We start from the raw sequence: 12,519 nt of genomic DNA, 5'->3' as shown, positions 1-12,519 counted from the left end.
ACCCGGTGTTCCAGCCACTCGATGGTGCTGATATCCAGATGGTTGGTGGGTTCGTCCAGCAGCAGCACATCCGGGTTGGAAACCAGTGCCTTGCCCAGTGCGACTCTTCTGCGCCAGCCGCCTGACAGCTCCGCCAGGGTTTTGTGGGCGGGCAGTTCCAGCTGGCTGATGATGGTTTCCACCTGCTTGTCGATTTGCCAGCCACCACCGGCGTCGATGGCCGCCTGCAAGTCTTCGAGGGCTTTCATACCAGCCTTGTCCAGTGTCTGGCTCGATTGCTGGTGGAACTGGTCGATTAGCGCCTGCTGGTCGGCGAGGCCCTCTTTCACCACGTCCGCGACATTGCGCTCCAGGCCACCGGGCAGGTTCTGCTCCAGCTGGCTGATGCGAAGGTGCTGGCGATAGTGAAGTTCGCCGTGGTCCGGCTTGATCTGCCGGTTGATAATTTTCAGCAAGGTGGATTTACCGGCGCCATTGCGGCCAATCAGGCAGATCCGTTCACCCGTTTCCACCGTAAGACTGGCATGGGTCAGCAATGGCACATCGCCAAACTCGATGGAAATATCGTCAATGCGGATCAGGCTCATGGCACTCAGTTTTTGTGCAAGTGGAGAAGGCCGCGGATTCTATCAGAGAATGGTGTCAGCCAGCAGTGATCAGTATTCTTCCCCGTTAAGGAGCGGGGTGAGTAATTTCAGGGTGCGTTCGGCAATCAATGGTTGTGCCTGTTCGCTGGGATGAATGCCGTCCTCCAGCATGAGATCGGGGTTGGCTGCGATATCTTCGAAAAGAAACGGCAGCAGTGGGACATTTTCTTCTTCGGCAATGTCGGAATAGGCGTTGGAGAACTGCTCGCTGTAGCGCTTGCCGTAGTTGGGTGGAATGCGCATGCCGAACAGAATCGGCTGGCTGTCGGCCAGGCGGATGAGGTTGATCATGGCGCGCAGGTTTTCCTTGATGCGATGGATGGGGTAACCGCGCAGGCCGTCATTGCCCCCCAGTTCGATCAGCACAAAATCCGGCGCGTGTTCCTCTATCAGGGTATCGAGCCGGGACAGGCCGCCACCGGTGGTGTCGCCACTGATACTGGCATTGACCACATGGTGCTCGTTGCGCAGTTGTTGTTGCATCAGTTCCACCCAGCCCTTGCCTCGGTCGACACCGTAACCAGCACTGATACTGTCGCCCAGCACCAACAGGGTGGCACTGAAGCCGGGCAGGCTGAACAGCAGGGACAGAATGAGCAGTAGTGAACGCAACATGGGAGAAGAGCTTGATGGTGGATGAGAAGTCATACAGTCTAGCAGGTTGTTGCTTTTCTATCTGTGTGGTCAATGCGGCGTTAAACACAGGCTCAACATTCTCATATACAGTGCCGAGGCTGTTTTGGGTAAAACGCCGGGGCTTTTCGGGTAAATGGAAGGACGCTAACCGAGGTATTTCATGATTGAAGCCAGCAGTATCAACAAAACGGTGAACACATCTGCCGGAAGTCTTTGCATTCTCGATGACATCAACCTCGCTGTTGCCGAAGGCGAGGCGCTGGCTATTGTCGGCCCATCTGGCTCGGGCAAGTCCACCCTGTTGGGCATTTTGGCGGGGCTGGACCTGCCCAGCAGTGGTCAGGTAAAGATTAACGGCGAAGACCTGACGACAATGGACGAGGAAGGCCGTGCGGCCATTCGCGCCCGCTATGTGGGCTTTGTGTTTCAGTCGTTCCACCTGTTGCCCAGCCTGACGGCGCTTGAAAATGTGGCGTTGCCACTGGAATTGCGGGGAGACAGGGATGCACTGGTGATGGCCACCGAATATTTGCAGCGTGTTGGGCTCGGAGAACGGTTGAGCCATTACCCGCGACAGCTTTCCGGTGGTGAGCAACAGCGCGTAGCCCTGGCCCGTGCCTTTGCCAGCCAACCGAAAATACTGTTTGCCGATGAACCCACCGGCAATCTGGACACCGCAACCGGTGAAGCCATCAATGATCTGTTGTTTCAGCTCAATGCCGAGGCGGGCACCACGCTGGTGCTGGTGACCCACGAACAGGTACTGGCCAACCGCTGCCATCGTCGTATCACACTGCAGGCAGGCTGTATCGTGGACACTGAAACCGCCGGGCGGGTCGCTGCCGGATGATGGCTCTTAAGCTGTTATGGCGTAGCTGGCGCGGTGGCCAGCTGGGGCTGGTATTCAGCGCACTTGTGATGGCAGTGGTAGTGGTGACCTCTGTTGCCCTGCTGGCCGATCGCGTGGAACGCGCCCTGGTGAAAGAATCCAGCCATTTTCTGGCGGCGGATGCACAGGTGCGCAGCAGCCGGGAAATGCCGACTGAATGGCAGGCGGAGGCGCAGCAGCGCGGTTTGGAAACAGCCAACGTGGCGTTGTTCGCCTCCATGGTTTACAGCGGTGATTACAACCACCTGGCGTCGGTCAAGGTGGTTGAACCGAATTACCCGCTGCGCGGATTGCTGACCCTGTCTGACACCCCATTTTCCACCGACGTTGCGGAGATGCAGCAACTGGATCACGGACCGGCGCCCGGCGAAGTCTGGGTGGATAGCCGCCTGCTGCCACTGCTGAATATGTCCCTTGGCGATTCACTGGAAGTGGGCGAAGTTCGACTGCGGGCCAGCCGGGTAATTGTTGAAGAGCCGGACCGGGGCGGCTCCTTTTCGTTGTTTGGCGCCCGGGTGTTGATGAACTGGAATGACCTCGCGGCCTCCGGAGTGATACAGCCCGGCAGTCGGGTCAATTACCGGTTGCTGCTGGCCGGAGAAGATGCGCTGTTGAAAGATTATCTGGGCTGGCTGGAACCCCAGCTGGCGGTGCACGACCGACTGCTATCGCCCGATGAAGCACAGGCGGGACTCGCCGATACCCTGACCCAGGGACGGCGTTTCCTGTTGCTGGCTGGCAGCCTTGGTGTGGTTCTGGCGGGCATTGCCCTGGCGTTGGCCAGCCGCCACTTTGCGGAGGGGCAGACATCCACCGTGGCGTTACTGAAAAGCTGGGGTGTCTCCGCCAGCCGGGTGCGGCAGTTGTATGGCCAGCAGGTGTTGTTGCTGGGTGTGATCGGTTCGTTGCTGGGCCTGTTGCTGGGCTGGTTAATCCATGAAGTGCTGATCGTGCTGGTGAGGGAGTTGTTACCGGTCATGCTGCCGACGCCGGGATGGCGGCCCTGGTTTACCGGTATCGCCACCGGCTTGTTGAGTTTGCTGGGATTTGCCCTGCCGGCATTGTGGCATCTGCCTTCACTGTCGCCGCTGGCGGTTTTGCGCCGGGATGTGTCGCTGCATCCTGTGGGTGTTGTAAAACGATTGCTGATTGGCGTTGCCATGGTGGCCTTGCTGCTGCTCTGGTATAGCCAGAATCTCGCCATGGGGTTGGCGGTACTCTGCGGACTGGCGCTGACTGCCGCTACTGTGATGGGGCCGGGTTGGTTGTTGCTGCGGCAACTCAACCGGCTGGGCGCCCGTGTGGGAAGTGTCTGGCGATTGGCGTTGAGCAACCTGTGGCGGCGGAGAATACAGAGCCTGGTGTTGTTGGCCGGGTTTGCGGGTGCCATGGCAATTCTGATGACACTGGTGATGATCCGCACCACGCTGCTGGAAGAATGGCGCTGGCAATTGGCCGAGGATGCTCCAAACCACTTTCTGGTGAATGTCGCCCCCTACGAGTTGCAGGGCGTTGAAAAGCTGCTGGCAGACAACGACCTCACCACGGTGGGCTGGTATGCCATGGTGCGTGGGCGTATCACGCTGATCGATGGCGAGACCCCCTCGGAAGAGCTGATTGACCAGAATGAAGCACTGCGCCGCGAACTCAATCTCAGCTGGACCGAAGAACTGCCGCAGGGAAATGCTGTGGAGGAAGGGCTCTGGTGGCCGCAGATAGAAGGCTTTGCAGAGCGTTATGGCGAGGGCGTAGCGCCGCTTTCCATTGAGGAGGACTTGGCAGAGGAAATTGGTGTCACTCTGGGGAGTCGGCTGACTTTCAGTGTGGGTGGCCTGACGTTTGACGGTGTGGTGACCAGTATCCGCAGTCTCAACTGGGACACCATGACTCCCAATTTTTATATTCTGTTTCCCGAGGGCTACCTGGAAAAATTCCCCCGCATTTTTATGACCAGCCTTTACCTGCCACCAGAACAGAAAGCTTTTGTAAACGACCTGCTCAGCCAGTTCCCGACAGTGCTGGTGATTGAGCTGGACATGGTGATTGACCGAATCCGCACCATGGTGTCCCAGGTCACTCATGGGTTGGAACTGATGACCTTGCTGATTCTGGGTTGTGGTGTGCTGGTGATGCTTGCGGCGGTAAAACTGTCCATGTCAGAGCGTCTGCAGGAAAGTGCGGTGTTACGCACCCTGGGCAGCACCGGCAAACGGATTCTTGCGATTCAGTCGCTGGAGTTTGGTGTTCTGGGTGGGCTGGCCGGATTATTGGCCGCCAGTGGCGCAGAGCTGGCGCTATTCCTGTTACAGCAGCGCATGTTTGAAGCGCCTTTCGGTCTGCACTGGGAATTGTGGGTGGTCGGGCCGTTGGTGGGGGCATTGCTGGTGGCCAGTCTGGGTGTGGCATATACCCGCCGCTCGATAACTCAGCCACCGTTGCAGGTATTGTCAAATCTCTGAGGTGTATCGAGGTTTAGAACATTATTTTTGCGCCGAGGAAAAATCCTTCCTCGCTGGTGTGTTCACCTTCGTCACGCGCCATCTCCTTGCGGTCATCCCAGAGGCGCTCCACCCGGTATTCGATAAACACTCTAAGCTGTGCGTTAGGTTGATAAAAGAAGCTGGTGCGCTGTTCTAAGCTATTCCAGCCTTCACTGAGTTCCTGTGCCTCGACTTCGTTGCTGGACCAGAGTGTTTCAAACTTGAGTAATAGCCCCCAGCGGTTGGTGAGCATGAACTTGCGCTCGACTTCCAGGGTTGTTTCGGCATGATCGTCCGATTGATAGAACACCAGATCCGTGTGGATGAAATACGGCAAAAGGTATTCCAACCCTGCACCCAGCCGGATATCCGCAGCGGGGCGGTAGCGATAGTTGATGCCACCTTTCCACAGGCCGTATCGGCCAAAAGGGCGCGCATAAAAAATATCCATGTCCAGATCTTCGAGCCGGTCATCGGTGATTTCCGACTCCATGTCTATCAGTAGTTTGTGGAAATCCGGGCCTCCCAGATAGCGGGTATCGAGTTCCCAGCTATTCTCATCGTGCTGGCGAATAATCTCCACGTCGGTACGGTGGAACCAGCTGCCGCTGGTCATATCCGCTGTGCACAGTCCGGGAATCAGCGCTGTGGCTAGAAGTAATAATCTTTGGAGGCTCATTCTTCGTCCTCCACCATGTTGTGGTAGTTGATCAGCCGCGTCATGCCAGCTTTCATGTGGTAGAGATTATGGCAGTGGAACAACCATTTTCCATTTGCCTCAGCTTTGATCCATGCCACCCGTTTCCCCATGGGAGGTACGTCAATAGTGTGTTTGCGGGGGTTGTGATTGCCGTTGCCGGTATCCATTACAAACCAGTGCCCATGGATATGAATGGGGTGATGCATCATGGTGTCGTTGATCAGGGTCAGCTTGTAGGTTTTTCCCTCTTCAAACAGGATCGGTTCGGCATCTTCAAAGCGCACGTTATCAAAGGACCAGATATAGCGCTCCATGTTGCCAGTGAGGCGCAGGGTGATGTCGATGGCCGGTTCTTGCTGGCGATGAGATTCGTAGGTGGCCCGTAGATGGTTGTAATCCAGCTTGATCACTGCCTCCGGCACGTGTGTTGTCATTGCCATTGATGACATGTCATGCCCTGAGTGTTGGCTATGATCCATCTTCGCCATGTCGTGATCCTGGTCCATTCCTGCCATATCGTGGTGGTTGTGCTCTTCAGTAAACCAGGGGTCATTGAAGGCTGGCAGTTCAGCGGAGTCGGCCTGATCGGGGCGGGTTTTCAGGGTGGCGATACCGTGTCCGGTGCGGTCCTGGGATTCTGCGTAGACATAGTAGGGCTTGTCTTCATCAATTTTGAGCAGGATGTCATAGGTTTCTGCCATGCCCATCAACAATCGCTGGGCCTTAACAGGTTCAACGGGCTGGCCGTCTGCAGCGACGACGGTAAAGTATTCGGCACCGTCAATTCGCAGATTGAAGTAGCTGCTGGCACCACCGTTAATAATTCTTAGCCGCACGGTTTCCCCTTGCACAACTTGTTCTGTCCAGGGCTGGTTTGGGGTTTTTCCGTTAAGCAGAAAGGCGTCGTAGGCAACATCGCCCCAATCCCAGACGCCCATGCGCATCTGCTGCATGTGGGCAATAGTCTCGCGAACCTGTTTTTTTCCCGCTTCATCAGCTTTGCGGTATTCGTCCCAGAAGAATTTCCAGCTGGGGTGAAATTGTTTGTAGTAATCGCCGTCCTTTTTCAGGTTGCGATAGGTTTCATCGGGATTGCGGTCGGCCCAGTCAGACAACATCAGTGTCATTTCACGATCGTATGCCAGCGGCTCTTTTTTTGGTTCCACGATAAATGCGCCATAGAGCCCGCGCTGCTCGTGGAATTTGCTGTGGGAGTGGTACCAGTAAGTGCCGGATTGTTGCAGGTTAAAACGGTACTGGAATGTTTCACCGGGCATCACGGGGGGCATGGAAACCCAGGGAACACCGTCCATCTTGTAGGGCACCAGCAGACCGTGCCAGTGAATGGAGCCAGGTTCATCGAGTTCGTTGTGGAGATTGATGATGAGGTCATCACCTTCGGTGAAGCGTAGTTCTGGAGCCGGTATCTGGCCGTTCACGGTAATCGCCCGGACAGGTTTTTCCCCGAGGGTGACTGTTTCGTAACGCATGGTCAGATCGACGGTGTGGGTGGCGGCCAGCAGCGAAGGACTCAACGCGCAGGCGATGAATAGCAGTGGCAGGTATTTAAGACAATATTTCATTGTGAGTGAATTCAAGACCTCATCGGATACAGTCAAATATTAGACTTTCCAACGGCTGGAAGGTCAATAGACGGATTTAATGGCTTGACCTTCTAGTTGCTGTAATGTTTAAAGTGAAGGCAAGACATGTATTAGGTGACTTATGAAAATCAGTGAAGTCGCTTTTCGCACGGGTCTGGATGCGAAGACCATTCGTTATTACGAAAGTATCGGTCTGGTGGATTCTCCCCGGCGGCAAGCCAACGGCTATCGGGATTACGGTGAAGGCAATGTCCGCCAGCTCTGGTTCCTGCGCCATGCCCGGCAGTTTGGCTTTTCTGTTGAAGAATGCCGGGAACTACTTGCGCTGTGGGCCAACCCGCAACGGCGCAGTGCCGAGGTGCATAAGCTGGTCACGGAGAAGGTGCAGAATATCGACCGCCATATCCGCGAACTTCAGGAAATGAAAACCTTGCTCAGTGAGCTGCTGGAAAAATGTCCCGGCGACGACAGCCCCGAATGTTCCATTATCAATAAACTGGCCAGCGACACGGAGTAAACCGGTGAGCGAACATTGCCATTCCAAAAAAAACGAGTCAGAACAGCCACCAAAGCCTGAAATGTCTGGCGGGTGTTGTGGCCCCAAGCCAAAGCCGCAGGGAGAAAGTGGCCCGTGCCATAGTGAAAAGCAGCGGCCGGACTACCTGTTGTGGGTGTCGGGCGGCATTGTCCTGTTCTGCTATGTGCTCTACTGGCTGGTGGATGGCCACCCGGAGTTACCCGACTGGCTGGTGGTGATGACGTCGGGCGTTTACGAGCTGATTAACCAGATGTGGTGGGGGCTGTTAGCTGCAGTTTTCTTTGTCGGCCTGCTGGATAGGGTGCCGAGAGAGTTGGTGATGTCGGCTCTCGGCAAAGGCGGCACGGTGGGCGGTATTGCCAGGGCAACCCTTGCCGGGCTGATGCTCGACCTGTGTAGTCACGGCATTCTGATGGTGGGGGCCAAGCTTTACGAACGCGGCGCCAGTTTAGGTCAGCTGATGGCGTTTCTCATTGCCAGCCCCTGGAACTCCTTGTCTCTGACCATCATTCTGGTGGCCTTGATCGGTCTGGGTTGGACGCTGGCCTTTATCGCACTCTCCATGCTGATCGGCATTGTGTCCGGCCTGATATTTGATCGCCTGGTGAGTCAAGGGGTTCTGCCAGGTAATCCCCATACGCCCAGTGATGATCGCCCAGCAGAAGGCTTTGGTCACCAAATGAGTGTTGTGCTGAAATCTGTTCGGGTGTCACCCAAAGGTCTGGGCTCGCTGCTGTGGGACGGCCTGAAAGGCTCAAAAATGGTGTTTCGCTGGCTATTTTTTGGTGTTGTGCTGGCTACCGCGATTCGTGCTTTTGTGCCAATGGATACCTATCAGGCCCTGTTTGGCCCGACCGTGGTGGGGTTGCTGTTGACCATGTTGGCAGCCACCATTATCGAGGTTTGCTCAGAGGGGTCGACGCCTATAGCTGCGGATATCGTCACCCGCGCCGCAGCTCCCGGTAACGGGTTCGCCTTTCTGATGGCAGGGGTAGCGACAGATTACACCGAGGTGATGGTGATCCGCGACCTGACAAAATCCTGGAAGATTGCCCTGTTTTTACCTCTGGTGTGCTTGCCGCAGGTGCTGGTAATGGGGTGGATATTGAACCAGTTTGCCTAGCCTGTAGGTCGAGTGATGTCTTTGTGCGGTGTGGTTTGCTTCGCCGTGGGCGATCCCTAGAGAACCGCTCTGGAATCCGGTAGAATCGCGTCCCTGTTTTGCCACACCTATTTGGCCTTTTTCCATGGAAATTAACCCGATCCGGAATACCCTCGAAGACCTTCAGGCGCGCACCGACGTGCTTAGGGGGTACCTTTGACTACGCCAACAAAAAAGACCGTCTGACCGAAGTCGAGCTGGAACTCGGTGACCCCGGCGTTTGGGACGATCCGGATCGTGCCCAGCAGCTGGGTCGGGAGCGAGCTTCTCTGGAGCTGGTGGTGGAAACCATTGAAAATCTCGATTCAGGCATTGAGGACGCTTCGACACTGCTGGATATGGCTGTGGAGGAAAAAGACGCCGATGCGGTAGCCGATATTGAGGCCGAGATTTCTCAACTCTCCGCGCAACTGGAGAAGCTTGAATTCCGTCGCATGTTTTCCGGCGAGATGGATGAAAACAATGCCTACCTGGATATCCAGGCTGGCTCTGGCGGCACTGAGGCCCAGGATTGGGCAGAAATGCTGCTACGCATGTACCTGCGCTGGGGTGACGACAAAGGTTTCAAGACCACTCTGGAAGAGTGTTCTGCCGGTGAAGTGGCGGGCATCAAGAGTGCCACCATCCGCTTTGAGGGTGAATATGCCTTCGGCTGGTTGCGCACGGAAACCGGTGTGCATCGCCTGGTGCGCAAATCGCCTTTTGACTCCGGTAACCGCCGTCATACCTCGTTCAGCTCGGTATTTGTCTCTCCGGAAATTGACGATAATGTGGAGATCGATATCAACCCGGCGGATGTGCGCACGGATACCTACCGCGCCAGCGGTGCCGGTGGTCAGCACGTTAACAAAACCGATTCGGCGGTGCGTCTGACCCACATGCCTTCGGGTATTGTGGTGCAGTGCCAGAGCGAACGCTCCCAGCACCAGAACCGTGACAAATGTTGGAAAATGCTGCGTGCAAAACTGTATGAACAGGAAATGCTGAAGCGCAGTGAAGCTGCTCAGGCGGTAGAGGACACCAAGTCAGATATCGGCTGGGGCAGCCAGATTCGCTCCTATGTGCTGGATGATCAGCGCATCAAGGATCTGCGCACCAATGTGCAGACCAGCAATTGCCAGGCTGTGCTGGATGGCGATCTGGATCGCTTTATCGAAGCCTCACTCAAAGCCGGGTTGTAAATCCGGCCAATTCACGTTGCAGACAAAGTTGCAGAAATAATGACTGATACTCAGAAACAGACCACTGACCAGGCCGAAGAAAACAAACTGATCGCCGAGCGCCGCGCCAAGCTGGCGGAAATTCGTCAGCAGTCAGCGGCAGAGGGGAGCAGCGCTTTCCCCAATGATTTCAACCGTGAGCATATGGCGGCTGATCTGCAGGCGCGTTTTGGTGAGCACTTCAAGGAAGCTCTGGAAACGATGGGGTATCAGGTCAGTGTGGCCGGTCGGGTGATCCGTAACCGCGGTGCCTTTATGGTGCTGCAGGATATGTCCGGTACCATCCAGTTGTATGTCACCAAGGAGGCCCGTGCCTTTGCCAAGGGTGTTGATCTGGGAGATATCGTGGGTATTTCCGGTGCTCTGCACAAATCCGGCAAGGGTGATCTGTACGTCAATATGGAGCAGTTCCAGCTGCTCACCAAATCCCTGCGTCCACTGCCCGATAAATATCACGGCCTGGCTGACCAGGAATTGCGTTACCGCCAGCGCTACGTGGATTTGATCGTCAACCCGGAAATCCGCGACCTGTTCCGGGTGCGCTCACAAGTGATCGACTTTATTCGTCGCTACCTCAACGGCCAGCAATTTATGGAAGTTGAGACGCCGATGCTGCAGGTGATTCCCGGTGGCGCTACCGCACGGCCCTTTGTGACCCACCACAATGCGCTGGATATTGATATGTACCTGCGTATCGCGCCGGAGCTGTATCTCAAGCGTCTGGTCGTAGGTGGCTTTGAGCGTGTTTACGAAATCAACCGCAACTTCCGCAACGAGGGTCTTTCTACTCGTCACAACCCTGAATTCACCATGCTGGAGTTCTATCAGGCCTATGCGGACTATAACGACTTGATGGACCTCACCGAGGATATGTTGCGCAAGATGGCCCTGGAAGTTTTGGGCACTACCGAAGTGGTTAGCACCATCAAGAATGCCGAGGGCGAAGTGCTGCAGGAAACCCGCTACGACTTTGCTGAGCCTTTCCGTCGCCTGTCAGTGTTTGATTCTATTCTGCACTTCAATCCGGACCTTTCCGCAGCAGCTTTGGCCGATGAGGAAGGCGCTCGGGAAATTGCCGAACACCTGGATATCCCCCTCAAGGACAACTGGGGGCTGGGTAAGGTGCAGATCGAGATTTTTGAAAAAACCGTCGAGCACCGCCTCGACCAGCCAACCTTTATCACCGAATACCCCACCGAGGTTTCACCTCTGGCGCGCCGCAGTGACAGCAATCCGTTTGTGACCGATCGCTTTGAGTTTTTTGTTGGTGGCCGCGAGATCGCCAATGGCTTTTCGGAGCTCAATGATGCCGAAGACCAGGCGGCGCGCTTCCGTGCCCAGGTGGAAGAGAAGGATGCCGGTGATGATGAAGCCATGCACTACGATGCGGATTACATTCGCGCCCTGGAGTACGGCCTGCCACCCACCGCTGGTGAAGGTATCGGTATTGACCGATTGGTCATGTTATTGACGGATTCACCTTCTATCAGGGATGTGCTTTTGTTCCCCCATATGCGACCGGAATAAAAAAATGGCCCGGTCTCGCGGACCGGGCCATAGGTGTTGTCAGACAGGGGAGGGCAATCCCTAGAGCGCTGCAATCGCCTGCTGTTGTTGCTGCAGTTTACCCAGCGCCGCTTCCATGTCTGCCAGTTTTTCTCGCTCCTTCGTAACAACGTCTGCCGGTGCCTTGCCCACAAACTTTTCGTTGCTCAACTTGCCCTGAACCCGTTGCAGTTCCTTTTGCAGCTTGTACACTTCCTTGGTGAGGCGGGCCAGTTCTGCATCCTTGTCGATTAGTCCTGCCATGGGCACCAGAATCTCCGTGTCGCCCACTAGGGCGGTGGCGGACATGGGCGCTTCGTCACCGGGGTTGAGCCAGTGGATGGTGTCCAGGTTGGCCAGCTTGCACAGGAACTGGCGGTTGCCTTCCAGGCGGCGCTGGTCCTCGGCGCTGCCGTTGCTGAAATAGATGGGCAGTGGCTTGCCGGGAGCAATGTTCATTTCGCCGCGGATATTGCGGATGCCGATAATGACTTTCTTCAGCCATTCGATGTCTGCGGTGGCGGCATCATCGATGTGGCTATCGTCGGCCTGAGGGTAGGGCTGCAACATGATGGTATCGCCCTCGGCACCGGCCAGGGTTTTGATCTGTTGCCAGATTTCCTCGGTGATAAAGGGCATCAGCGGGTGTGCCAGGCGCAGGGTGGTTTCCAGAACGCGGATCAGAGTGCGACGGGTACCTTTCTTCAACGCGGGGTCGGCGTTGTCATCCCACAGTACCGGCTTGGACAGCTCCAGATACCAGTCGCAGTATTCGTTCCAGATGAATTCGTAGATCGCCTGCGAGGCCAGGTCAAAGCGGTAGCTGGCGACGGCCTCGGCCACGGTCTTTTCCGCCTGCTGCAGGCGGCTGATGATCCAGCGATCCGCCAGGGACAGTTGGTAATCGGTGCTGCCGTCCTGACCGCAGTCTTGCCCCTCGGTGTTCATCAGCACGTAGCGGGCGATCTTGCGGCCGAAGACGGGCAGGGCCTCGCGCATGGCGGCGATCACATAGTCGGGCATCAGGGGCGCCAGGTCGGTCGGGCGCACGCCCGGGTTGTAGCTGGGGACGACCTCGCCCAGCGCGGTCGAGGGGCG

At 56.3% G+C, this 12,519-nt stretch carries 11 protein-coding genes; 6 read left to right on the top strand and 5 right to left on the bottom strand.

All coding sequences use genetic code 11. The features are described 5' to 3' along the window. Together ACYZYZ_RS06225 and ACYZYZ_RS06220 are read right to left on the bottom strand one after the other, a co-directional pair. Positions 1 to 587, bottom strand: a 587-nt coding sequence (locus ACYZYZ_RS06225; protein ID WP_461483642.1) for an ATP-binding cassette domain-containing protein, incomplete at its 3' end; no start/stop codon positions are given. 69 nt (positions 588 to 656) lie between these two features. Next, positions 657 to 1,262, bottom strand: coding sequence for an arylesterase (locus tag ACYZYZ_RS06220; RefSeq protein WP_461483641.1), 606 nt, complete (start codon positions 1,260 to 1,262; stop codon positions 657 to 659). 181 nt (positions 1,263 to 1,443) lie between these two features. Between ACYZYZ_RS06220 and ACYZYZ_RS06215 the strand changes: the two genes are divergently transcribed. Both ACYZYZ_RS06215 and ACYZYZ_RS06210 read left to right on the top strand, forming a co-directional pair. After that, positions 1,444 to 2,133: an ABC transporter ATP-binding protein gene (locus ACYZYZ_RS06215; protein ID WP_305170005.1), complete on the top strand. Its 690-nt coding sequence runs from the start codon at positions 1,444 to 1,446 to the stop codon at positions 2,131 to 2,133. Further along, positions 2,130 to 4,631: an ABC transporter permease gene (locus ACYZYZ_RS06210; protein WP_305170006.1), complete on the top strand. Its 2,502-nt coding sequence runs from the start codon at positions 2,130 to 2,132 to the stop codon at positions 4,629 to 4,631. The genes ACYZYZ_RS06215 and ACYZYZ_RS06210 overlap by 4 nt, the downstream gene beginning before the upstream one ends. A 13-nt stretch (positions 4,632 to 4,644) precedes the next feature. On the opposite strand, the gene ACYZYZ_RS06205 is transcribed toward ACYZYZ_RS06210, so the two are convergent. Further along, complete coding sequence (locus ACYZYZ_RS06205; RefSeq protein ID WP_461483640.1) at positions 4,645 to 5,331, bottom strand: copper resistance protein B; 687 nt, start codon at positions 5,329 to 5,331, stop codon at positions 4,645 to 4,647. Then, complete coding sequence (locus tag ACYZYZ_RS06200) at positions 5,328 to 6,935, bottom strand: multicopper oxidase domain-containing protein (protein WP_305170008.1); 1,608 nt, start codon at positions 6,933 to 6,935, stop codon at positions 5,328 to 5,330. The genes ACYZYZ_RS06205 and ACYZYZ_RS06200 overlap by 4 nt, the downstream gene beginning before the upstream one ends. Positions 6,936 to 7,077: 142 nt before the next feature. On the opposite strand from ACYZYZ_RS06200, the gene cueR reads away from it, so the two are divergent. The 4 genes from cueR (at position 7,078) to lysS (ending at position 11,403) form a co-directional block, all read left to right on the top strand. Beyond that, positions 7,078 to 7,473: a Cu(I)-responsive transcriptional regulator gene (cueR, locus tag ACYZYZ_RS06195; protein ID WP_305170009.1), complete on the top strand. Its 396-nt coding sequence runs from the start codon at positions 7,078 to 7,080 to the stop codon at positions 7,471 to 7,473. A gap of 154 nt (positions 7,474 to 7,627) precedes the next feature. Further along, on the top strand, positions 7,628 to 8,617 hold the full coding sequence (locus tag ACYZYZ_RS06190) for a permease (RefSeq protein WP_461483639.1): 990 nt from the start codon (positions 7,628 to 7,630) through the stop codon (positions 8,615 to 8,617). Between the two features lie 124 nt (positions 8,618 to 8,741). Next, positions 8,742 to 9,837, top strand: a protein-coding gene (prfB, locus tag ACYZYZ_RS06185) for a peptide chain release factor 2 (protein ID WP_305170011.1) whose coding sequence is annotated in 2 segments (ribosomal slippage) — positions 8,742 to 8,813 and positions 8,815 to 9,837 — 1,095 coding nt in all. Because the reading frame shifts where the segments join, the coding sequence is not laid out codon by codon here. A gap of 39 nt (positions 9,838 to 9,876) precedes the next feature. Next, the gene (gene lysS, locus ACYZYZ_RS06180; protein WP_461483638.1) at positions 9,877 to 11,403 is read left to right on the top strand and encodes a lysine--tRNA ligase; all 1,527 of its coding nucleotides are present in this window, start codon (positions 9,877 to 9,879) and stop codon (positions 11,401 to 11,403) included. A 60-nt stretch (positions 11,404 to 11,463) separates the two neighbouring features. Here lysS and ACYZYZ_RS06175 read toward each other — a convergent pair. Continuing rightward, the coding region (locus ACYZYZ_RS06175) for a class I tRNA ligase family protein (RefSeq protein ID WP_461483637.1) at positions 11,464 to 12,519 on the bottom strand (1,056 nt) is incomplete at its 5' end.

The sequence above is a fragment of the Porticoccus sp. genome (assembly GCA_023261185.1).
Taxonomy (GTDB): domain Bacteria; phylum Pseudomonadota; class Gammaproteobacteria; order Pseudomonadales; family Porticoccaceae; genus Porticoccus; species Porticoccus litoralis.
Note: the sequence above shows the minus strand (reverse complement) of the source record. Positions and strands in the feature narration are given on the sequence as shown.